21 protein-coding genes are annotated in these 21,929 nt (G+C 43.0%); 5 read left to right on the forward strand and 16 right to left on the reverse strand.

Annotated features, from left to right (window positions below):
* The first annotated feature begins 3 nt into the window (after positions 1–3).
* Positions 4–552 (forward strand): metal-dependent hydrolase, encoded by a 549-nt coding sequence (locus BP27_RS15070; protein WP_051610235.1) that lies wholly within the window; start codon positions 4–6, stop codon positions 550–552.
* Between the two features lie 12 nt (positions 553–564).
* Here the strand turns inward: BP27_RS15070 and BP27_RS17485 are convergent, their stop codons facing one another.
* Positions 565–684: a c-type cytochrome gene (locus BP27_RS17485; protein ID WP_150112017.1), complete on the reverse strand. Its 120-nt coding sequence runs from the start codon at positions 682–684 to the stop codon at positions 565–567.
* Positions 685–755: 71 nt separating this feature from the next.
* On the opposite strand from BP27_RS17485, the gene BP27_RS0103500 reads away from it, so the two are divergent.
* The gene (locus BP27_RS0103500; protein ID WP_027847578.1) at positions 756–1,196 is read left to right on the forward strand and encodes a YqaA family protein; all 441 of its coding nucleotides are present in this window, start codon (positions 756–758) and stop codon (positions 1,194–1,196) included.
* 18 nt (positions 1,197–1,214) lie between these two features.
* Here the strand turns inward: BP27_RS0103500 and BP27_RS0103505 are convergent, their stop codons facing one another.
* Entirely contained in the window at positions 1,215–3,170 is a 1,956-nt protein-coding gene (locus BP27_RS0103505) for a methyl-accepting chemotaxis protein (protein ID WP_027850366.1), read from the reverse strand.
* A 35-nt stretch (positions 3,171–3,205) separates the two neighbouring features.
* On the reverse strand, positions 3,206–5,014 hold the full coding sequence (locus tag BP27_RS15075; protein ID WP_051610238.1) for a GGDEF domain-containing protein: 1,809 nt from the start codon (positions 5,012–5,014) through the stop codon (positions 3,206–3,208).
* Between the two features lie 210 nt (positions 5,015–5,224).
* Here BP27_RS15075 and ectB point away from each other — a divergent pair, with 210 nt between their 5' ends.
* Positions 5,225–6,463: a diaminobutyrate--2-oxoglutarate transaminase gene (gene ectB, locus BP27_RS0103515; protein WP_027850367.1), complete on the forward strand. Its 1,239-nt coding sequence runs from the start codon at positions 5,225–5,227 to the stop codon at positions 6,461–6,463.
* Between the two features lie 57 nt (positions 6,464–6,520).
* Positions 6,521–7,687: an ectoine hydrolase gene (gene doeA, locus BP27_RS15080; protein WP_036239319.1), complete on the forward strand. Its 1,167-nt coding sequence runs from the start codon at positions 6,521–6,523 to the stop codon at positions 7,685–7,687.
* 44 nt (positions 7,688–7,731) lie between these two features.
* Here doeA and BP27_RS0103525 read toward each other — a convergent pair whose 3' ends face one another.
* The 6 genes from BP27_RS0103525 to galU all read right to left on the reverse strand — a co-directional run bounded on the left by BP27_RS0103525 (position 7,732) and on the right by galU (position 15,028).
* Positions 7,732–9,093 carry an NAD-dependent succinate-semialdehyde dehydrogenase gene (locus tag BP27_RS0103525; protein WP_027850368.1) on the reverse strand — a complete coding sequence of 454 codons (1,362 nt, stop codon included), beginning with the start codon at positions 9,091–9,093 and terminating at the stop codon, positions 7,732–7,734.
* 46 nt (positions 9,094–9,139) lie between these two features.
* Positions 9,140–10,390, reverse strand: coding sequence for a metal-dependent hydrolase family protein (locus BP27_RS0103530; protein WP_211251274.1), 1,251 nt, complete (start codon positions 10,388–10,390; stop codon positions 9,140–9,142).
* An 86-nt stretch (positions 10,391–10,476) separates the two neighbouring features.
* Complete coding sequence (locus BP27_RS0103535; protein WP_027850370.1) at positions 10,477–10,791, reverse strand: monooxygenase; 315 nt, start codon at positions 10,789–10,791, stop codon at positions 10,477–10,479.
* Between the two features lie 32 nt (positions 10,792–10,823).
* Positions 10,824–12,848 carry an excinuclease ABC subunit UvrB gene (uvrB, locus tag BP27_RS0103540; protein ID WP_027850371.1) on the reverse strand — a complete coding sequence of 675 codons (2,025 nt, stop codon included), beginning with the start codon at positions 12,846–12,848 and terminating at the stop codon, positions 10,824–10,826.
* A gap of 2 nt (positions 12,849–12,850) precedes the next feature.
* Positions 12,851–14,137 carry a UDP-glucose dehydrogenase family protein gene (locus BP27_RS0103545; RefSeq protein ID WP_027850372.1) on the reverse strand — a complete coding sequence of 429 codons (1,287 nt, stop codon included), beginning with the start codon at positions 14,135–14,137 and terminating at the stop codon, positions 12,851–12,853.
* 3 nt (positions 14,138–14,140) lie between these two features.
* A complete protein-coding gene (gene galU, locus BP27_RS0103550) occupies positions 14,141–15,028 on the reverse strand; it encodes a UTP--glucose-1-phosphate uridylyltransferase GalU (RefSeq protein ID WP_027850373.1) in 888 nt (295 codons plus the stop codon).
* Between the two features lie 177 nt (positions 15,029–15,205).
* Between galU and BP27_RS0103555 the strand changes: the two genes are divergently transcribed.
* Complete coding sequence (locus tag BP27_RS0103555) at positions 15,206–16,318, forward strand: cyclic di-GMP phosphodiesterase (RefSeq protein ID WP_027850374.1); 1,113 nt, start codon at positions 15,206–15,208, stop codon at positions 16,316–16,318.
* A gap of 4 nt (positions 16,319–16,322) precedes the next feature.
* Here BP27_RS0103555 and BP27_RS0103560 read toward each other — a convergent pair whose 3' ends face one another.
* The 7 genes from BP27_RS0103560 to tolQ form a co-directional block, all read right to left on the reverse strand.
* Positions 16,323–17,081 (reverse strand): YciK family oxidoreductase, encoded by a 759-nt coding sequence (locus tag BP27_RS0103560; protein ID WP_027850375.1) that lies wholly within the window; start codon positions 17,079–17,081, stop codon positions 16,323–16,325.
* 15 nt (positions 17,082–17,096) lie between these two features.
* Positions 17,097–17,867, reverse strand: a complete 771-nt coding sequence (ybgF, locus tag BP27_RS16665) for a tol-pal system protein YbgF (RefSeq protein ID WP_027850376.1) — start codon at positions 17,865–17,867, stop codon at positions 17,097–17,099.
* A gap of 21 nt (positions 17,868–17,888) precedes the next feature.
* Positions 17,889–18,428, reverse strand: a complete 540-nt coding sequence (gene pal / locus BP27_RS0103570; protein ID WP_027850377.1) for a peptidoglycan-associated lipoprotein Pal — start codon at positions 18,426–18,428, stop codon at positions 17,889–17,891.
* A 91-nt stretch (positions 18,429–18,519) separates the two neighbouring features.
* Positions 18,520–19,836, reverse strand: coding sequence for a Tol-Pal system beta propeller repeat protein TolB (tolB, locus tag BP27_RS0103575; RefSeq protein WP_342665786.1), 1,317 nt, complete (start codon positions 19,834–19,836; stop codon positions 18,520–18,522).
* On the reverse strand, positions 19,833–20,738 hold the full coding sequence (gene tolA, locus BP27_RS0103580; RefSeq protein WP_150112018.1) for a cell envelope integrity protein TolA: 906 nt from the start codon (positions 20,736–20,738) through the stop codon (positions 19,833–19,835). The genes tolB and tolA overlap by 4 nt, the downstream gene beginning before the upstream one ends.
* A 9-nt stretch (positions 20,739–20,747) precedes the next feature.
* On the reverse strand, positions 20,748–21,191 hold the full coding sequence (tolR, locus tag BP27_RS0103585; RefSeq protein WP_027850380.1) for a protein TolR: 444 nt from the start codon (positions 21,189–21,191) through the stop codon (positions 20,748–20,750).
* A 9-nt stretch (positions 21,192–21,200) separates the two neighbouring features.
* Positions 21,201–21,875, reverse strand: a complete 675-nt coding sequence (gene tolQ, locus BP27_RS0103590; protein ID WP_245597806.1) for a protein TolQ — start codon at positions 21,873–21,875, stop codon at positions 21,201–21,203.
* Positions 21,876–21,929: the final 54 nt, after the last annotated feature.

Consider the following 21,929-nt stretch of genomic DNA (forward strand, 5'->3'; position numbering starts at 1 on the left):
TCCATGATGGGAAATGCCCACCTTGCTTTTGGCACAGGTAGCTTTTTAATTGCTACAAGCTTAGCTGGTCACACTCCTGGAATCATTGAATTAGCCGCCGTTGCACTGGGTTCTTTAATACCCGATGCCGACCACCCCCGCTCTAAAATTGGCCGTTGGTTACCAGGTATTAGCCACTTCTTTTATTATATTGCCGGTGGGCACAGAGGGGTTACTCACTCAGCCCTGCTAGTGATACCTATGCTTATTTTTGCCGGCTGGCTGATGCAAGAGCACAACAGCCAGTTAGGTTGGTTTTCATCTGGCGCATTGCAAGACTCTATTTACGGCGTGGGTTATCTAGCTGTGTTGGCTTTTAGCTTTGGGTTTTTAAGCCATTTATTAGGCGACCTAATGACCACCGAAGGATTAAGGCTCTTTTGGCCTTTGTCTCTAAGGTTTCAACCCTCGCCACTTAGGTCAGAATCAGCACTTTTAAACCTTTTTGCTTGGTCAATTCTACTGACAGGCATAACTCTGCAATTCCACAACTTTACCTCAAGCTTTGCGTAAAACTATGAAAAACTACTGTCGCTTGGTGATGGCTTTCTGTCTAGCTAAGGCCTGCTGTGGCCAGTGGCTTTTTATATAGGCAAGAGTAGCGCGTATTTCATCGTCACTCAGCAGGTTTTTATAGGCTGGCATATCGCTTGTATAACCTGGCGGTGCTGTGAGCCTGGCACTTTGCTCACTTGAGAGGTAGAGGAGGTTTGTCTGTGGTTAGCTGGGTCAGTTATTTGGGATTAGCCTTATCCGCTTTAATTGCAGCGACTTTACTGCCTATGCAATCTGAAGCGGCACTGGTCACTTTAATTACGTTAAGTCCTAGTGCTGTTTATTCATTAGTGGCTGTTGCAGCCTTGGGGAATATACTCGGTTCACAAGTAAACTGGTGGCTAGGTGGGCAGGTACATCGCTGGCAAAACAGGCGTTGGTTTCCTTTTACAGCAACGCAGCTTGAAAGTGCAGAGCGTTGGTATCAGCGTTATGGTCGCTGGAGCTTGCTATTAAGCTGGATGCCGATTATTGGTGACCCTTTAACCTTGGTGGCAGGTATTCTGGGTGAACCCCTTTGGCGCTTTACACTTTTGGTTAGTCTTGCTAAAACAGGACGCTATGCCGTTTTAGCTTATATCACCCTCTATGTTTTAGAATAGCTTGAACGCTGAATTGAACTATAAACCCAAACTGGTACGCAGCCCATCTATCTTATCGCTAACATTAGCGTGGAGTTGCTTAACTTTTGTACCAGCCTCATTCGCACCCCTTTCCATTTCATGCATTTGAAAATTAAACTCACCCACACTTTCATATTGCTGTTTTGTAAGATCTGAGCCTTCTTGCGCTGTTGCTGCCGCATGAAAAGAACGCTCACGCACTTCTTGAGAGGTTGTTTGTAGATTTTTAGCTAAACTGCATTGAAAAGCAGTCGACTCAGCAACTTCTTGAATATGCTGCTTAAGCCGGTCTGTTACACTATTTAATGCGCCCAGCAAAGTCGTTGATTGACCAACAGCACCCTGAGTTTTTTGCGATAACTGCCTTACTTCATCTGCAACCACTGCAAAAGCTCGCCCATGTGCGCCAGCATGAGCAGCTTCAATGGTGGCATTTAAGGCTAAAAGGTTGGTTTGATCGGATATGTGGTTTACCTGGTCTAAAATACCCATGACTTCTTCCACAGCATGAATTAAATCTACTAGCGCTAGCTGGCCTAAATCTATTTTTTGAATGGCCTGTTCACCGGCTTGAACAACTTCACCGGCACTTTGTTCGCTACTATCCATTAAATTAGCCGTTTCTTCAGCAAAGCTTTTAACCTTGGCAGAGCTTAGGCTAACTTGCTCAGCTAAATAGTTAAGCTCCTCGCTAGATTTACCTGCCTTTTTAAGCTGTTTACGCGTTTTAATGGTGTTGTTCGCAATACTCTCAAAGCTTTCTAATAATTCTTCAAGGGTTATACCCACTTCCTGTAGCTGTAGGTTTTTTTGTTCTTGTTGCTTTTTCATGCCTGAAATAAGCTGATTAAAGCGCTTAGCTAATTGACCTAGCTCAGTTTTGTCTGCTTCCATATCAACAAAGTTCAAGCTGCCTTTTTTAACCAGAACAGTGAGTGCTTTTTCTAATTTAGCTAGGTTATCGACCACAAAGCGTTTTTGAAAGAAGTAAAGCATGCCAGCCATGAGCAGCAAACCTAGCACAAAGGCAAAAAACAGGCTTTTAACCCAAGACTCAACCTTGGTTTTGTTTAGATTAATAGCTGCTTGACCTTGAATAATCGCTGTTTCAAAATCATCAACTAGCTTATTTACTAGTGCAAAACTAGCTAAACGGTCTTGCTGCCACTGCACAGACCTGTCTATTTCAGCAGGGTAGCGTTTATGCAAGCTAGTTAAATTGCGTAAAATTTCATCACCCTGTTCTTCTTGCTTGCTTGTTCTAGCTTTAGTCTCCCAGCCCATTAAGCTTGCCATAGGGTCTGACTTTTTTTCTGGGTAAATACCTAGGCGTGGCAATGTATTTAATGCTAGCAGCTGCTCTTCAAATTTTTTTAGGGTGAGGTTTAATGTTTGTAAATGCGCTTGATTACCACTGGCCCAAAACTGTTCACGGTAGGTTTTAATCGCTGATAAAAAACCTGTTAATTGCATAACACCTTGTAGATAGCTAATACCCAGCTTAGGTTGTTCTTCTAAGGCTTGAAGCGCATAGTTTTCAAGGCGCTTTAATTCATTAGTGGTTTCTCTCTCGTTTTGATAGAGCAAACCCTGTGCATCTCCCGCTAGCTTACCAGCTCCCAATAGCTCATTCGTTAGCCCTGAATAAAGTGAATTAGCCACAGGATCTAACTCAGCGACTAAAGAGTTAGGTAAACTAGGCATTACCTTTTGTTGTAAGTGCTCTAAATCACTAACAGCAGCAGCCTGTTGATTCGCATCGCCTGTTTCTAGGTAATGACTAATTTTGCCTCTTATATCAACGGCAAGTTGCTTGTGTAGTTCAGAGTAATTCAGTGTACTAACAAACGACTGGTCTAGTTTACCTAAGCCCCAATACAAAATAACGGCCAGTGATATTGCTAAAAAAGTAAGCAGGCTAGTTGCTAGCCTAGCGATAGTAACAATACGCATAATAACCCTCTAATTATAAAAGTTAACTTTATAACCTAAGCAACTGTTGACTTTTTGTTACTTAAACTAGGGGTGTTTTCTAGGTCTGTAATTAAGCTAATAACAGACCCAGACAACTCTGCAACTAAACTATTACCTTTAACTTGCTTAGCTTCTTGTTTAATTAAGCTAAGGCGGCTAGCTATCTCTTTAGATGAACCAAGGTTAACTGAGCTTGAATCTATGGCTGCCACTGAAATACTCATTAAACTAAAGAAACGTTTTTCACCAAAACGGTCTTCAGCCCAAATACCTTGGTTATCTAGGTGGTCTGGGCTATAGAAGGTTTCTCTAAATTGAATAAACTCTTGTAATAAGTTGGTCACACTTTGCTGCCAATTAGCACTTCTAAACACAATCACATAATCATCGCCACCTACGTGTCCTACAAAGTCCACTTCTGGATGGCTGTGTTTCTTAAGCAGCTTGGCAAGGTGAATTAATATTTCATCGCCTTTAGCATAACCATATTGATCGTTATAAGGTTTGAAATTATCTAAATCAAAATAGCAGGCAACAAACTCTTTTTTATTATTAATAAGATAGTCTATCTGCTCTTGAATTAATAAGTTGCCAGGTAAGCCTGTTAAAGGGTTAGAGTTTTGTGCACTTTTAAGCTGTAGTTCGGTAATCATTTTTAGTAGATCTATGACTTGACCAATACCAAAATAGTAACCATTTTCGGTAATAATAAAATCTTCTTCTAAATTGCTTCGATTCCTTTGCGTTACCCTTTGGCTTACTTTTTCAAGTCGGGTATGGCGCTCTACCAAAATAAAGTCTTCATTCAAAATTTGGCTGACAGGTTTTTTTACATATAAGTCACGACCAAAAGGCTTGCTTAGTTTTTGTAATAATCTTGAGCGATTAATGATGCCCACTGGCACACCACCTGAAACAACAGGTACTGAAAACCAGTGTTCGTTTTCATCAAAAATTGCTGCCACCTCTTCTACCAGCATGTCTGGTGTTACCGGCGGTATATCAAGCTTTAACTGACCAATTTGACCTGGTTCCTTATACACATCACGGCCCTCCTTAATTTGCTTCCAGATATTTTTTGCTGTTTTGCTAAGCTGTTGCATTGGCTCTGGGTTAGGTCGTGCAAAATAATAGCCTTGCAAGTAGTCCACACCAATTTCTGAAAGGGTTTCAAACTCTTGGCGAGTTTCTATTCCCTCAGCAATGACTTGGCTTTTTACCGCCCTAGCTATTGCCACGATGGAACGAACAAAGTCTCTTTTAATCTTGTCTTTATCTATTCCTGCAATAAAATGCCGATCAATTTTTACGTATTCTGGCTGCACTTCAGACCAAAGCCTTAGGCTAGAATAGCCAGCACCTAAATCATCCAGAGCAATAGAAAACCCTTCACCTTGATAATGTTTAACGGCATGGCACATTAAAGCGTAATCATCTGTGGGTGAGTGTTCGGTTATTTCAATAACCACCTGCTCAGGCCTTAAACCAAAGTTATTGATTAAATCCAGTGTCAATCCTTTGTAATGATCTGGCTGTAGAAGTGTTTCAGGTGTGATATTGATAAATAACTTACCCGGTAGCTGCTGCTGGGTAAATTGTTCGATTGCTTTTCTGCGGCAAATACTTTCTAGAGCAAATAGCTGTTGTTGTCGCTTGGCTTCTTCAAAAAGCTGAATAGGACTACATAAGGCACTGTCGGCTGGCCCTCTACTTAACGCCTCGTAGGCAAAGATAGCTTGCCCATTAGCGGTAATAATAGGCTGAAAATGGGTGTTGATTTTTTGTGCTGCAAGGATGCTTTGTAACTCTTGTGCTTTTACCATTCTGTGTAATCTCCAATTAGTTTGCCTAGGGTTAACTAGGCTATGGAAGCATTACACCAGCCAAAAATGACAAAATGACGACAAACCAAAAATTAGCTTGCTAGCTTGTGTTTGCAATTATCTTTTGCTCAGTCCACTCTGTAGTTATAGGGAAATAGGTTAATTAATAGACAAGACTTGGAAGGTCTTGCTTACGCTTAGGAGACTGTCATGACAGTATTTGAACGTTATGAATCCAATGTGCGCGGCTATAGCCGTACTTGGCCTGTAGTGTTTGATAAAGCTCTCAATGCTAAACAGTGGGACGTAGACGGTAACGAGTATATCGACTTCTTTAGTGGTGCTGGGGTGCTTAACTTTGGGCATAACAACCCTAAGTTGCGTAAAGCAATGATTGACTATTTAGAAGCAGAAGGCGTAACTCACAGCCTAGATATGCATAGCCGCTCAAAAGAACAATTTATAGAGCGCTTTGTAAACACCATTCTTAAACCTCGCAAAATGGATTATAAGCTTCAATTTACTGGTCCAACGGGTACTAACGTCGTTGAAGCAGCCTTAAAACTGGCCAGAAAAGTAACCGGTCGTCGTGATGTGGTGGCTTTTACAGATGGCTTCCATGGTATGACTCTAGGTGCTTTAGCCTGTACGGGGAATCAAAAGTTTCATCAAGCGGCAGGGGTGGATTTAAACAACGTCATTCGAGTGCCTTTTGATGGTTATCTTGGTGAAGGCGTGGATACGCTAGAACCCTTAAGACGTGCTTTAGAAGACACTTCTAGTGGTATTAACCCTCCTGCGGCCTTTATTTTAGAAACCATTCAAGCTGAAGGTGGTATTAACTTAGCCACTAAAGAATGGTTACAAGCCGTTGCAAAACTCGCCAAAGATTATGGCAGCCTATTAATAGTCGATGATATTCAAGCTGCGGTAGGCCGTACTGGCTACTATTTTAGTTTTGAAAACTTAGGTATAGAGCCTGACCTTATTTGCCTAGCTAAAGGGATAGGTGGTTACGGTATTCCTATGGGGGTGCTCTTGATTAAACCTGAGCTAGACCAATGGGAGCCTGGTGAGCACACGGGTACTTTCCGTGGTCAAAACCTTTCGTTTGTTGCCGGTACTGCTGCTTTAGACTACTTTGAAAACGATGAGTTTTTATCTGAAGTCAGGCGCAAAGGTGAATTTACTGAAGAACGGCTCGTTAAAATCGTAGAAGCTGCCAAGGTCGATATTGAGCTACGAGGAACGGGTATGATTCACGGCCTAGACATGGGTACAGGTGAAAAAGCTGCAGCTGTTGTTGCTAAAGCTTTTGAACAGAATTTAATTATTCCTACCTGCGGCCCTAGTGGTCGAGTTGTAAAAGTAATGCCACCGTTAACCATAGAAGATGAACTACTCATTGAAGGTTTAGACAGATTGGAAAAAGTGATTATTAGTTTATGACCCCTGACCCTAGTTAAAAGCGAGCGCAAGCTCGCTTCCTTTTCAAGGAGCTTTGCCATGCGCGATAATCCAGCTCTCTGCTTTCCCCTAGCAGAATACCAACACCGCTTAAATCAATTGCGTGAACGTATGCAAGAACGCCTACTTGACGCAGTGGTTATTTCAGATCCAGAAAATCTTTTCTACCTGACCGGTTACCAAACAACGGGTTATTCTTACTTTCAGGCCTTAGTAGTACCGCTTGAAGGCGAGCCTATTTCCATTACTCGTGAACTTGAAGCCTCTAATATGGTGCATAGAACCTGGGTTGAAGAAGCTCGCTGCTACACAGATACAGGGGATGCCATACAAGAGCTATTCAACATCATTAAAGACTTAGGCCTAGAACACAAGTACGTGGGTTATGAGCGTAACAGCTACTTTTTTCCTGCCTATCAGCAAGACCGTTTTCATAACCACATGCAGGCGGGTGAAGGTAATTTGCTGGACTGTTATGGCATTGTTGAAGAAGGGCGAATTTGTAAGTCTGCAGCAGAAATTGAACTTATGCGCTCGGTAGCTAAGGTAACCGAAGCAGGAATGCAGGCGGCCATAGAGGCTACCGAGGTTGGCGTAACAGAAAATGAGATAGCTGCTGCGGCCTGTGCGGCCATGTTTAGTGCCGGTGGCGAATACCCTGCTGTTTTACCCTATATTACTTCTGGACCCAGAAGCATGATAGGCCATGCCACTTGGGAAGGTCGTACGGTTCAAGCTGGAGAGCATGTTTTTTTAGAAATGGCTGGCTGTATCAAACGCTATCACACCGCCATGATGCGAACCGTTTTACTCGGTGAGAAAAGCCCAGCCATGCAGAGTGCTGAAGCATCAATGTTAGAGGCCTTAGATGCAGCTCACAACCTAATTCGACCTGGGGTGATGGTGTCTGATGTTGATAAATGTGTAAGGGATATTATTTGCCGCAATGATGTGGGTGCTAATTTATTAACTCGAGCTGGTTACTCGATAGGTATAGCTTTTGCGCCTAGCTGGGACGAAGGCTACATTATGAGCTTAAAACAGGGGGATGAATCAGTACTCAAGCCAGGCATGACTTTTCATTTATTGCCTTGGATGTGGGGTATAGAAGGTGATAAAACCTGTGGTATTTCAGACACTATTTTAGTGACTGAGACAGGGTGTAAGTCCTTTTTCACCCTGCCAAGAGAAATGTCTCTAGTCTAAGAGCCAATTAAAACACACTCGGGGGTAGCTAGGAGGGGAGTAACCTACTCCCCTTGCCAAATCTGCTGAGAGTTTACAAACTCGCGTATGCCGTGTGGCCCTAATTCTTTACCGTAACCCGAACGTTTAATACCACCTGAGGGTAAGCGTGGATCACTTTTTACTATGCCATTAACTGCCACTTGGCCGGCTTCAAATCTTGCCGCTAGCTTGGCACCTTTGTTTGTTTCTGTCCAAATACTTGCACCTAGTCCGTAAACTGTGGCATTGGCAATGCTAAAGGCTTCGTCTACATCTTTAACAGCACGCAGGGCAGCAATTGGCCCAAAGGTTTCTTCTGTAAAGGCTGCGGCATCTAAAGGCACATCCGTTAATAAGGTGACTGGGTAAAATGAACCAGGCCCTTCTGGAATTTTCCCGCCCATAATGCACTTAGCACCACGTTTAACAGAATCTTCTACCTGTTTATGCAACTCTTGGCGTAATCCATCTCGGGCTATTGGGCCTATTTCAGTGTCTGCTTGGGTTGGATCACCTACTCTAAGTGCAGCTAAACGCTGGGTCATTTTTTCAACAAATTCAGGGTAAACGCTCTCTTCAATTAATAGCCTTTTAGCAGCTATACAAGATTGACCTGCACAAATAAAACGCGACGTTGCCAATACATCTACTGCTTTATCTAGGTCGGCACCAGCTAAAACTATGGCAGGGTCTGAACCGCCTAATTCTAAGACAGCAGGTTTTATTTCCGACGCTGCAATTGCCGCTACCTGACTTCCTCCCCTAGTAGAGCCAGTAAAAGATACTGCGCTTATGCGTGGATCCCGAATCATTGCTTCTGCATGGCTATGGTCAGTAATCACAACCTGCAATACGCCACTAGGAACACCAGCATCTATAAAGGCCTGCTCAATGGCTTCGGCGCAGCCAGGCACATGCGAATCGTGCTTTAAAATAACCGTATTACCTGCCATTAAAGCCGGTGCAAAAACCCGGGTGGCTAACCAGTAGGGAGAGTTCCAGGGCAGAATCCCTAAAACTGTACCTAAAGGCTGAAATTGAACCCAACTTTTTTTGGCATCCGATGGAATTTCTTGTGGCGCTAAATAGTCTTCAGCTTTGTCTGCATAATGTTCACAACCCCCAGCAGATTTTTCCACTTCACCTAAAGCTTCGACCACTGGCTTACCCATTTCTTCGGTCATTAGGGCGCTGTGTTTTTTGCTTTGCTCACGCAGGGTATTAGCAACTTTACGTAAATATTCACCCCTTTCAGCAAAGCTTAAAGCTCGCCACTCTGGGTAGGCTTGAGCGGCCTTGGCTAATTTTTTTTCTATAATCTTTTGATTGGCCAAGGGAAATTGGCGAGCAACTTTGCCCGTGGTTGGGTTGATTACATCAAGCATAACGGCCTCCACAACTCAAAAATAAAAGCCAAAAAAAGCACAAAACTTAATTTGGCTGTTTAAGTAACTTGCCCATTTTCCATACGTGAGTAATTTTGTTGGTGTCCAGTAGCACGCTAATATCTGCAACTGGGTTTTCTGCTACAGCACATAGGTCTGCATCCCAGCCCACTTTAATTTGTCCTGCTTTAGGTGCTTGTGGCCCTAGGGTTAAAGGAGCGGTGGCGGTTGCAGCTTCAATGGCTTGCAAAGGTGTCATGCCGTCATCCACTAACAGTTTAAGTTCTAAAGCATGTTCACCCCAGCGTAGCGGTGTGTTTTCTCCAGAGGTGAGAGAGTCAGTTCCGGCTGCAATAGTAACGCCTTTTTGAATGGCTAAAGCTACCGCTTCTTGGTGCCTATCGGCGGTCATCAATAGCTTTTCCCAAGCATAATCAGGTAAACCATGCTTTTTTGCATAGTCCATATTCCGGATTTTAACTGATCGGGTGGTGACGAGTATGGCATCTGCTTCTAACATGGCATCGGCAGCTTCTTCATCTAAAAAAGTGCCATGCTCAATGGTTTTTACCCCATTACGCAAGGCAGCCATAATGCCAGCCTTACCATGACAATGAGCGGCAACAATTCGTTCAGCTCTGGCTGCTTCTTCAACCATAGTACGAATTTCAATGTCACTAAACTGCTGGTGCATTGGGTCATCGTATTCCGTTAAAGTACCACCCGAAGCGCAAATTTTGATGAGTTTGGCATTTTTGCGTAGCTGTAAACGAACCGCTCGCAATGCACCGGTTACGCCATCACAGGTATGTAGCCAGCCATCACGTTCAGCTAAATCGGCAACACAGCCTAAAGAATAGTTGTGTAAATCTGCATGGCCGCCTGTCGGTGAAATCAAATCACCCGCTGCGTAAACATGCGGACCTAGGGCATTGCCTTCATTAATAACCCTAGCAAGGTAAACGCCAAAGCCACCGACCTCTCTAATACTAGTAAAACCAGCATTAATGGCTCGTTCACCATCGGCTACAGAACGTGCAGCAGCGACAGGAACAGGAACGTCCATCGCTGCTGAAAGAGTGGGAGTTAGCATGCCAGTAAAGTGAGTGTGGCAATCCCACATACCTGGCATAAGTACAGGGACTTGTAGGTCATCACCTACGACTTGCGGTGCTTTATCTTGAGGACCGACCCATTCAATAAGCCCATCGGCAAGTACAACTGCCATTTTAGATTGCGGCTCACCTGCACCTGGAATGAGAAGATCTGCAAATATGCGTTGTTTATTTTTAGTCATAACCTCACCCTAGCTAGAATAAATACTAGAAGCAAGGTTAGTGCTTTAAGTTCAATCTTACTCAGGTGAATAAGAATAGGTATCACTTAAAAATTAGTTAAATCTTTAGCATTCGTCACCTTAGATAAATCTGCATTTACATCATAAATACGACTTCTAACCTCAGCCACACCTAGCTCTTTTAATCGTGCGCTATGCATTTCAAGATAAGCCTTGGCGGTTGCTTCATTTTCAAAAAGATAAATACCACCTGCTTCTTTTTCAGCAGCGTTTTCTGTCCAAATCTTCCAGATAAAGCCTGGCTCTTTAGTAATCGACTCAGCTAAGTCAGCAAGTGCTTTAGTCATTTCTGCACCGAAAGGGCCTGAGAAGGGAAAATCAACCTGTAGTAGTTTGGGCATAATTGCTCCTAGTAAGTTTTAGTGAAGGCTATTTAAACCAACATTCTTTGGTTTTGTAACTCTTGCAGCCTATCCCTTATGCTAGCTGCTTTTTCATATTCTAGCTCTTTGGCTGCGGTAAACATTTCATCTTCTAGTTTAATAATGAGTTTATCAAACTCTGCGGGTGTTCTGGGTTGTTCGCTAGCATAGTCTCCGGCAGTTTCAGCTACTTTTCTACGTTCACTTTTTCGATCCGTTTTGCCTGCGCCTGGGGCATGTGCGCCTTCTAAAATATCTTCTACAGATTTAAAAATACTCGCTGGAGTAATGCCTAGTTTTATATTGTGGGCTATTTGCATGGTGCGGCGGCGTTCGGTTTCATCCATGGCTTTTTGCATAGAGCCAGTGACTCTATCGGCATATAAAATCGCTCGCCCATCTGCATTACGCGCTGCTCGACCGAGGGTTTGAATTAATGCCCTTTCTGAACGTAAAAAGCCTTCTTTGTCAGCATCTAAAATGGCCACTAAAGATACTTCAGGCATATCTAAGCCTTCACGTAAAAGGTTAATGCCCACTAGCACATCGTAAACACCCAAGCGTAGGTCGCGAATAATTTCGACTCTTTCTACCGTGTCTATATCTGAATGCAAATAACGCACTTTTACACCGTGTTCAGCTAGGTATTCACTTAAATCTTCTGACATACGCTTGGTTAGCGTAGTCACCAATACACGATCACCCTTGGCAACCACCTTGTTAATTTCTTCTAACAAATCATCAACTTGGTTGGTGGCAGGTCGTAGTTCAATGGTTGGGTCTAACAAACCTGTGGGGCGAACTACTTGTTCAACAATTTGCCCAGTATGTTCTTCTTCATAGGTTGAAGGCGTGGCTGATACAAAAATCATTTGTGGTGCTAGGGCTTCCCATTCTTCAAAGCGTAATGGGCGGTTATCTAAGGCAGATGGCAGACGAAATCCGTATTCAACTAAGGTTTCTTTCCGCGAACGGTCGCCTTTATACATGGCTCCTATTTGCGGTACGGTCATATGAGATTCATCCAGCATTAACATAGCATTGGCTGGCAGGTAATCAAAAAAAGTAGGGGGTGCTAAGCCGGGTTCACGCCCTGAAAGATAACGGGAATAGTTTTCAATGCCGTTGCAGTAACCTAGCTCGACCATCATTTCAATATCGTACAAGCAGCGTTGCTCAATGCGCTGGGCTTCTACTAGCCGGTCATTATTACGTAGGAATTCTAAACGCTGGCGTAACTCTTCTTTAATAGAATCCACTGCCTGTAAAATGGTTTCTCTGGGCGTAACATAGTGGCTTTTAGGATAAATGGTATAGCGGGGCACTTTTTTAAGCACTTCGCCAGTCAGTGGATCAAAAATGCTAATACGCTCTATTTCATCGTCAAATAATTCAACTCTAACCGCTTCAAACTCAGATTCAGCTGGATAAATATCAATCACATCACCACGCACACGGAAGGTAGCACGACGTAATTCCATATCATTGCGAGTGTATTGCAATTCGGCCATACGGCGCAGCAGTTGCCGCTGGTTCATGGGTTCGCCTACATCTAGGTGAACAACCATTTTTAAGTAGGCAGAAGGATCACCTAAGCCGTAAATAGCTGAAACAGTGGCAACGATAATGGTGTCGTCTCTTTCTAGCAGTGCTTTGGTTGCCGACAGGCGCATTTGTTCTATGTGTTCGTTAATCGCTGCGTCTTTTTCAATAAAGGTATCGCTAGAAGGCACATAGGCTTCGGGCTGGTAATAATCGTAGTAGGAAACAAAATATTCTACTGCGTTGTTAGGAAAAAACTGCTTAAACTCACCATATAGCTGGGCTGCTAGGGTTTTGTTATGCACCATCACCAAGGTTGGACGCTGCACACTTTCTATCACTTTGGCCATAGTAAAAGTTTTACCCGAGCCAGTTACCCCTAATAAGGTTTGGTGGGCTAGGCCTTGCTCTAAACCATCCACTAGCTGTTCAATGGCTTTAGGCTGATCGCCCGCAGGTTCGTAATTGGAATGCACTACAAAGGGTTTACTCATTTTTAACGCCCTACTCCAAAGTAAGTAAAACCTTGTGAACGTAAATAATTTGGATCATAAATATTCCGGCCATCTAAAATAACTGGCTGTTTTAACGAGGCTTTGATTTGTGCAAAGTCAGGTGTCCAGTAGTTTTTCCATTCGGTGACTAATAACAAAGCATCTGCTTCTTTAAGTGCATCGTAGGGTGTATCGCAAAACTCTATATCATTACGCTGCCCTGCCCATTCACGTAAAGCTGGCATGGCTTTTGGGTCGTGAATTTTCACTTTTGCACCCTGTGCCCATAAGGCTTCTAATAAGCGTAATACGGGGGCATTGTCTATTCGGTCACTGCCTGGCTTAAAAGCTGCACCCCAAATGGCAAAGGTTTTGTCTTGAAGCTGGGTATTAAAATATTTCCATAATTTGCGGAATAACAATTCTTTTTGACGCTCATTAATGGCTAAAACTTCTTCTAATAAATCTGAACCTACCCCGCTGGATTCTAGTGAATGCGCTAGGCTCATTACATCGCGCGAAAAGCTTAAACCACCAAAACCACAACCTGGGTAAAGGTAATGCTCACCGATACGTTGATCAGCACCCACGCCCTGGCGTACCTGCTCTATATCCACTTGTAAAGAATCTGCTAGGTTGGCTAGGTCATTCATAAAGCTTAAACGTGTGGCCAACATGCCGGTAATCGCCAGTTTGGTAAATTCAGCTTCACGCGGGGTCATGACCATTAGGTTGTCACGGCGGCGATTAAAGGGTCGAAGAATTTCTCTAATTTCTTTTTCTGCCCAATCACTAGAACAACCAAGTAGCAGATGGTTAGGGCGAGTAAAGCCAATTAGAGCACTGCCTTCTTGAAGTAAGTCTGGCAGGCTAACAGCTACACGTTTAGCGCTAGCTTTTCCTGCTGTTTGTAATAAGGCTTCAAGGTATTCTGTCGTGCCTACTGGGAAAGTGCTTTGATTAATTAGCAAGACATCCGTTTCTGGAGTAGCGGCTAACTTTTTAATTAACTCAACTGCTTCATCTTGCTGATTGGGTGCCATGGCCAAAAAAACACGTTGTGTACTAGCCGTAGGTGTGTAGTTTAAAGAGATTTCTAAACGGCCTGAGTTTAGTTGTTCCGAAAAAAACTCATCTAAGCCTGGTTCACGCCATAAAGAACGTCCCTGCTCTAAAGAATGAAAGTGCTGAGGCTGATCAAGATAAAGTAAAACTTGATGGCCTGTCGAAGCTAAAGCAGCGGCGGTTACCTGCGCACTCAGACTAGAACCTGCAACAACCAAGTGCATGAATTAAGCCTCTGGTAAATTATTGATTAGTTCACGAAAACCTTGTTTAACTTCTGGGTGGCGCAAAGCATGCACTAGAGTGGCATGTAAATAACCTAGCTTGCTACCGCAGTCGTAGGTTTCGCCTTGCATGCGGTAGGCTTCTGCACCACTTTCTTGCAGTAAAGCATCGAGTGCATCCGTCAGTTGAATTTCATTGCCTGCACCGGGTTGAGTTTCTGCAAGCAATTCAAAAATACGTGCGGGCAATACGTAGCGACCAACAATGGCAAGGTTAGAAGGCGCTTGATCAATAGCTGGCTTTTCAACCATTGCCTGCATGGGCTTACTTTCACCTGCAGCTAGTTCTGTACCTGTGTTTAAAGCAACAATTCCGTACTGGTCAACTTTATCTTTAGGCACAGCATCTACCAAAATTTGCGCTAAGCCTATGTCTTCAAAACGCTTATTCATGCAGGCTAAGTCTGTTTGTGGCTGATGATAGTTATCGACTAAAACATCGGGTAATAACACCGCAAAAGGTTCGTCGCCTATTACTTCTCTCGCACACAAAATGGCATGACCTAAACCTAAAGCACGGCCTTGGCGAACACTCACTACCCGAATACCCTCAGGTAAAATGCTGCGCAGTTCATTTAAGAGTTCGGTTTTTCCACGCTTTTCCAGTTCATTTTCTAGCTCATAGTTCACATCAAAATGGTCTTCAATGGCTTTTTTAGCGCTGTGTGTGACCAATACAATTTCTGTAATACCGGCTGCTATGGCTTCTTCTACAACCTGCTGAATAACGGGTTTATCAACCAAAGTTAGCATTTCTTTAGGAATGGCTTTGCTTGCGGGTAAAAAACGCGTACCTAAACCAGCAACAGGTAAAACAGCTTTACGAATCATGGATCACTCCAGCGGTAAAAGAATTTTAAAGGCTATTGTAAATGTATTGGTAAACTATGCCATAAGCAGTTTTCTGTAACTTAGGTAATCGGGCAATTTGTAGCATTATGTTAAGATATATGTAAAATTAAACATATCAATAAATGCTAGCCTTAAACTCGAGTACTAAAGACACAGATGGAACAGAAACCTAACTACCAAAAAGTCGCCATCAATGATTTAACGAGTGGCATGTGGGTTTGTCGGCTTGATAGTGATTTAGAAGACCAGCCCTTTGAAACGCGTGGCTTTTATTTTTCTAGCCTTAAGCAACTCCATGCTTTAGTAGACGATTGCCGCTACGTTTATATAGACACCAACCGAAAAGATACTCGTAAGCTTTATATTAATATTCGCACGCAAATGGATCGTATTTTTGCTGACTTACGCATGGGCAAAGCCCTAGAGCATAGACGTATGCGACAGGTGCTTAAAGATTTAATGCAGGCGGTATTGCATGATAGTAAAAGTATGCTTTATTTAGCCATGCTGCGTGAACACCAGGATGACTTAGTAACAAAAGCAGTAACCGTTGCTGTTCTAAGTCTTGCTTTTGCTAAGCATCTAGCCCTTAAACAAACCGAGTTACTTCCCTTAGGTATGGGCGCTCTTTTGCATCCTATTGGGCTACTGCAAGTACCTAATCAAATTCTTAGTAAGTCTCAACCTTTAACTTCTGATGAGTTAGCTTTAGTAAGGCAATACCCTCAACAGGGATATAGTTATTTACAGGCACAAAAAGGCTTTGAAGCAGCCACATTAGATATCGTTTTACACCACCAAGAAAGGGTTAACGGTAGCGGCTACCCTAACCAACTTAAAGGTAAGGAAATTAGCTTTTTAGCTAGAATTGTAGCTATCACCTCTGTTTATGAAGCCTTAACTCGCAAGCGAAGTGATAGAGATGCTTTGTCCCCCTCTAAAGCACTAAGCCAACTTTACCGTTGGCGCTTTGAGGACTTTGATAACCGCTTAGTTGAGAAGTTTATTCAGAGCCTAGGTGTTTACCCACCTGGCTGTTTGGTAGAACTTAATACGGGTGCCCTTGCTGTTGTTTACGCAACTCACCCCGACCAACGGCTTAACCCTAAGATTAAACTCTTAACCTCTAAAGACTTAGTGCCTTTAGCTGAACAAGAACTGGTAGATTTAGCCGAAACAAAAGCAATGAATATTGTTAAGGCTCTGGATCCAAAAGAGCCTCGTTTTGAAAAGCTATTAAAAGAAGTGCTTAACGAAAAAAATACTTAATATCTTACCGATTGGGTTGGGCATTAAACTGTTGTCCTGTTATACCCTTGCTATCAGGCCCCATAAGGTAAAGGTAGGTTCCCATAATTTCTTCTGGTTTGCGCAGAGTATCAGGGTGCTCGGCTGGAAAGGCATCAGCACGCATTTGCGTGCGTGTTGCACCAGGGTTAAGACTATTCACACGTATATTGCTAATATTTTCTAGTTCTTGTGATAAAACTTGTACAAAGCCTTCGGTGGCAAATTTTGAACAAGCATAGGGTCCCCAGTAAGCTCGGCCCACTCGTCCTACCGAAGAAGAAGTGAAGATGATTGAAGCATCTTCTGATTGCTCTAACAGGGATAAGGTTGCCTGCTGCAACATAACTTGAGCATTAAAGTTAATATGCATAACTCTTTGCCACAATTCTGGATTATAAGACTGTACTGGGCTAAGTGTGCCTAAGATGCTGGCATTGTGTAAAACGCCATCTAAACGGCCAAAGGTTTCATATAGACGGTCAGCCATGGCTTGGTAATCTGGCCAGCTAGCACCTTCTAAGTTCAGCGGGTAAATAGCCGGCTCTGGCCCACCTGCTTCTAGAATTTCATCATAAACAGCTTCTAACTTACTAATGGTTCTACCTAGCAAAACCACACTGGCACCTAGTGCAGCGTAGGCTTTTGCTGCTGCTCGTCCAATACCTGCGCCTGCACCTGTCACTAGAATAACTTTATCTTTTAGTAAGTTTGCTGCTGGCTGGTAATCAAATTCACACAACATGGTTAAAATCCAAAATTATTTATTAAGGTAATTACGGGCAAGGTCTGCTGCAGGCTCACGTGGATGATTAGCTATTACTTGTTGCATCGTCTGTTTTGCTTTCTTGTCATTGCCATAACGCGCATAAATTAAGCCAAGTTTGTACTTAGAGTCTGCAATTTTAAAACTGCTAGGGTGGTTATTAACCACAGCATCAAACATTTTCTCTGCTTCTGCCGTGCGATTTTGCGCCATGTATATTTCACCTAACCAATAATAAGCATTACCTATGAGTCGGGAGTTAGGGTATTCACGAATAAAGGTTTGGAAACTTGCTATTGCTTCATCAAAGCGTTGCTCAGGTACATGGGCATAAGCTTGATTGTAAGCTTGTTGATCACCCAACGATGGCTTAGCTAACTCTTCAGTAGCTGTTGCATCAGCTGGTGGGAGGCTAGGCGGCTTGCTAATGGGGGTTTCTTCTAATGCTAAAATTCGTTTGGCATATTCTTGAGCACGTTGATCTAAATCTAGGTAGCGATTACGTTGCTCAGTCTGCATTTTTGAAAGGGTGTTTTCTTGTTGCTCAACCATGTTTCGCAGGGCTTTAATCTCTTGTTGCATTTGCTCTATTTGCATTAAGAGTTCTGCGTTAGCAACTGCAACAGCACGTGAATCGGCCTGTGAGCTAGCTGTAAAAGTGGCAAGGGTTAAAAAAGTTAGGAAAGAAAAAGTAGAAAGAAAACGGGGGGCTAAAATAGCCCCCACTTTCTCTCTGACCTTGGCAAGGAGTTGATTTGCTTTCACGTCAGAGGACTCCGCTTAATACTAGTAGTTAAACTCTACACGGCGGTTTTTGCTATAAGCTTCGCTAGATTGACCTCTAACCGCAGGACGCTCTTCACCGTAGCTAACTACTTCTAGCTGGCTAGCATCTACGCCTTGTAGTGATAAGTAACGCTGTACAGAGTTACCACGACGCTCACCTAGTGCAAGGTTGTACTCAGGAGTACCGCGCTCATCTGTGTGGCCTTCTAGTTTTACTGTTGCAGAAGGGTTAGCCATTAAATAAGCAGCATGTCCGTTTAACACATCATAAAACTCACTACGGATGTTTGACTTATCAAAGTCGAAATAAATAGTGTTAATAGCAGGTAAAACTGTATCAGTAACAGCATCTACTTGATCTTCGGCATCGCTCATACCTTCTGCTAATGCTTCATCACTTGAGTGGACTTCTTCTGCTACAACTTCTTCCGTTATTTCGTCTGCTACTTCTTCTTGAGTATTTGCATCACCACCACAACCTGCAACTAATGCAAAAACTGCTGCTAATGCAAAAACCTTGCTGTGTTTCATAAGTTCCATAATTTTCTCCAGTTACTATTTTTTTATTTCACTTTGACCATTAGCAGTTGTTGCTTAAGGCCACTACTTTAACCTAACAGTTAAAATTCTTTTAATTCAAATAAGGCGACCAAGCCGGCTCTCTTACGTTGCCACTAGCTGCTGGTAGTTCATATTGAATTCTACCATCTGTAGATACAACTCCAAGCACACCTTTTTCACCGATCATTAAAGCATAAATTATCATTGCACCGTTAGGGGCCACACTAGGTGACTCATCTAGCGGGGAGGTTGACAGTATGCGTGTACGACCCGTGCCCATATTAAGCGCAGCTATACTAAATAGTCCACCTCCTGACCCTCTATGTACCATAAAAACTTCTCTTCCATTAGGAGAGTAGCGTGGCCGAGCATTATAATTACCTTCAAAACTCAGCCTTTTTTCTTCTCCACTGGCTAAATCAATCTGATAAACCTGTGGTCCTCCACTACGTCCCGAGGTAAAGATAAGGCTTTTTCCATCGGGCGACCATGAAGGTTCGGTATCTATAGCGTAATGATGCGTGACTCTTGTTAACCGTCGGTCATCTAAATGATAAATATATACCTCTGCATTGCCGTCACGCGATAAGGTCATGGCAATTTTTTTACCATCAGGTGACCAGGCGGGTGACCCATTTAATCCTTTAAAATTAGTGAGTTGGTAGCGTTTACCGGTTGCCAGCTCTTGGACAAAAATGGCTTGACGGCCTGTTTCAAAGGATACATAAGCTAATTTTTTAGCATCTGGCGACCAGCTGGGCGATAACAAAGGTTGCTTAGATGTCAAAATAGTACGTGACTCTTGGCCATCAGCATCAGCAACATGCAACCTGTAGGTATAGTCCATCGTTTTGCCTTTTTGCTGTGTTGTGATGTATGCAATACGAGTAGAAAAAATACCTTTTTGCCCAGTTAATCTCTCATAAATTCTGTCACTAATAAAATGCGCTCTATTTCGTAAGTTGTCTTGGCTAGCAACAACACTTTCTGATAAAAGTGACTTTTGCTGATTAACTTCAAACAACTGGTACTTAATTCGAAGGTTTCCATCTTCTAGAGCTTCTATACTACCCACAACCAAATAATTCACTTTAAGCAAGCGCCAGTCTCGATAAACAACCTCTTCAGCTTTTGTAGGTAAACTGACTAAGTCTTCTCGAGGAAGGGCACGAAACAAGCCCGTTCGAGACAGGTTTGCAGAAATCAAACTAGCCACATCTTCACTTAGGCTACCCTTGCCCTGCCACATAAAAGGGACGATAGCTACAGGTATTGCTTGATCATTCCCTTTGGTGATTCTTATCGTTAAGTCTGCATTGACAAAAGAGCTTAACAATAACATCAACAGCATTAAACCTGTCGTAAAAAAGTGACGAGCATTAATCACAGTGCTAAGTCCTCTGGTGAAAACACAAAAATTAACTGCCTAAACTTATCTCGCTGACGTGGTTCTAAACGCAACAAAGGAAAAGGAGCAGCCTTTTCTACTGCCTGAACAGCTGAACGATCAAATGCACTGTTTCCGCTGCTCTTAACAATTTTTATTCCATTATTAGCTAACTCACCTGTCCCTAACAAGGCAACTTCTAAGGTGGTTTCTAACTCACTGCCTACGCCTGGTGGCCTTATCCATTGGCTAGAAATCATATCAAACATAACGCTTTCCATGCTGGCAATAGCTTCAGCATCAATTTCAGCTTGTTCAGCGGCTCGTTCTGCACGAATACGCTCTGACTCTTCCCACACTCTTAGCTCTTCAGCCCTTTGCTTGGCAGCTTCTTGATCTCGTCTAGCTTCTATTTGGCGTTTAATAGCTTCTTCTTCTGCTCGCTGCTTTTCAGCAGCAGTTTTCTTTCTTTGTTCGGCTTCTTTCTCGCGCTTTAATTGTAGTTGCTTTTGCTGTTCAGCCTGTTGTTTTTCAGCGGCTTTCTTCTTGGCTGCAGCTTCACGCTCTGCTTGTTTTTTTCTACGCTCTGCAGCTAAGCGTTTTTGTTCTGCTGCCTGCTCTTTTTTCTGCGCATCTGCTAGGCGTTTTTGTTCTGCTGCTTTTTGTTCTGCTTCACGTTTTTTAGCTTCTTCTTGCTGCTGACGTTTTTTTTGCTTTTGCTCTTTAGCCCGTTCATCCCTTTTTATCTTGGGATCTATTGCACCTATTCCTGCACTAATCGTAGGAGGAACTTCAAACTTAGGCTCAGTTATTATTGACCCCTGCCAAACTAAAAGCGTCAAAATAATCACATGCATAAGCAAGGCTAAAGTGACGGACATGGGCAAATTAACGGACTTCACCAAGCTTCCCTAATTATCTTCTGGCGGTGTAGTAATTAATTCAACTTGAGTTACTCCCGCTCCCTTAAGCTTATCCATTAAACTCATAATTTCACCATAAGTAACTCGACGATCACCCCGAATATAAACAGGTAGCTGGGGGTTGTGTTTTTTTATGGCTTGAACTTGATTAATTATTACAGCTAATTCTAGTGGGTCTTCTGAATCCTTCCCTTGTTCTAGGTAGTAGCGACCATTGGCTTTTAATGAAATAACTAGTGGCTCCTCTTCTGGATCGCTATCAATAGGTGCAGCAACAACTTCTGGTAGATCAACTTCAACACCTTGAATTAACATGGGCGCAGTAATCATAAAAATAACGAGCAGCACCAGCATTACATCTATGTAAGGCAGAACATTAACTTCTGAAATAGGTAGCTTAGGGGCGCTGCGGCGAAATCTTGGCTTAGGCATGGTTATCTCTTAGTCTGCTTTTCGGGCAACTAGGCTACGATGCAAAATACCCGAAAACTCATCAGCAAAGTTTTCATAGTGATTAAGTAATAGTTCACTAGAAGACAAGTAGCGGTTGTAGGCAACTACAGCAGGAATAGCTACAAATAAACCTAAAGCTGTGGTTATCAGAGCTTCAGCCATACCTGGAGCTACAACAGCAAAGGTAGCCTGCTTAACCACAGCAAGACTACGAAAAGCCTCAATAATTCCCCACACAGTTCCAAACAGTCCTATATGCGGACTAACAGAACCTATAGTTGCCAAAAGAGGTAAGCCATCATGTAAATGGTCTTGCTCTTCAGCAATAGCAATACGCATAGAGCGTTCAACGGCTTCTAAAATTGTGGCTGGATCTGTGGTTTGTTTATGAATGCGATTGAAGGTTTTATAGCCAGAAAAAACGATGCGTTCAGCGCCTTCAGCTTCATGAGGGTCGGTAGTACGAAAAAGCTCACTTAGCTCCATGCCTGACCAAAAACGCTCACGAAATTCTTGGTGTGCTGTACGTGCTTGTTTAAAGAGCTGCCAGCGTTGAAAGATACTTACCCAAGAAATAATTGAACCAAGTAGTAGGCAAAGCATTAAAAACTGTATAAATAGGCTGGACCCTAACATCATGTCCACAAAGGTTAACTCTTGCACTTGAACTCCTTGCACCTTGGTAAATTAAAATAAGGGACTCTAGTTAGCTTTCTA

This window comes from Marinospirillum insulare DSM 21763 (assembly GCF_000686905.1).
Lineage (GTDB): Bacteria > Pseudomonadota > Gammaproteobacteria > Pseudomonadales > Halomonadaceae > Marinospirillum > Marinospirillum insulare.

Bases quoted from the DNA above. Each gene is read 5' to 3' on its own strand.
- doeA (WP_036239319.1), top strand. From the start codon at position 6,521: ATGCGCGATAATCCAGCTCTCTGCTTTCCCCTAGCAGAATACCAACAC.
- BP27_RS0103530 (WP_211251274.1), bottom strand. From the start codon at position 10,390: ATGACTAAAAATAAACAACGCATATTTGCAGATCTTCTCATTCCAGGT.
- BP27_RS0103560 (WP_027850375.1), bottom strand. From the start codon at position 17,081: ATGTTGTGTGAATTTGATTACCAGCCAGCAGCAAACTTACTAAAAGAT.
- BP27_RS17485 (WP_150112017.1), bottom strand. From the start codon at position 684: ATGCCAGCCTATAAAAACCTGCTGAGTGACGATGAAATACGCGCTACT.
- ectB (WP_027850367.1), top strand. From the start codon at position 5,225: ATGACAGTATTTGAACGTTATGAATCCAATGTGCGCGGCTATAGCCGT.
- pal (WP_027850377.1), bottom strand. From the start codon at position 18,428: ATGGAACTTATGAAACACAGCAAGGTTTTTGCATTAGCAGCAGTTTTT.
- BP27_RS15075 (WP_051610238.1), bottom strand. From the start codon at position 5,014: ATGGTAAAAGCACAAGAGTTACAAAGCATCCTTGCAGCACAAAAAATC.
- BP27_RS15070 (WP_051610235.1), top strand. From the start codon at position 4: ATGATGGGAAATGCCCACCTTGCTTTTGGCACAGGTAGCTTTTTAATT.
- BP27_RS0103535 (WP_027850370.1), bottom strand. From the start codon at position 10,791: ATGCCCAAACTACTACAGGTTGATTTTCCCTTCTCAGGCCCTTTCGGT.
- BP27_RS0103555 (WP_027850374.1), top strand. From the start codon at position 15,206: ATGGAACAGAAACCTAACTACCAAAAAGTCGCCATCAATGATTTAACG.
- BP27_RS0103505 (WP_027850366.1), bottom strand. From the start codon at position 3,170: ATGCGTATTGTTACTATCGCTAGGCTAGCAACTAGCCTGCTTACTTTT.
- BP27_RS0103545 (WP_027850372.1), bottom strand. From the start codon at position 14,137: ATGCACTTGGTTGTTGCAGGTTCTAGTCTGAGTGCGCAGGTAACCGCC.
- tolR (WP_027850380.1), bottom strand. From the start codon at position 21,191: ATGCCTAAGCCAAGATTTCGCCGCAGCGCCCCTAAGCTACCTATTTCA.
- uvrB (WP_027850371.1), bottom strand. From the start codon at position 12,848: ATGAGTAAACCCTTTGTAGTGCATTCCAATTACGAACCTGCGGGCGAT.
- galU (WP_027850373.1), bottom strand. From the start codon at position 15,028: ATGATTCGTAAAGCTGTTTTACCTGTTGCTGGTTTAGGTACGCGTTTT.
- BP27_RS0103525 (WP_027850368.1), bottom strand. From the start codon at position 9,093: ATGCTTGATGTAATCAACCCAACCACGGGCAAAGTTGCTCGCCAATTT.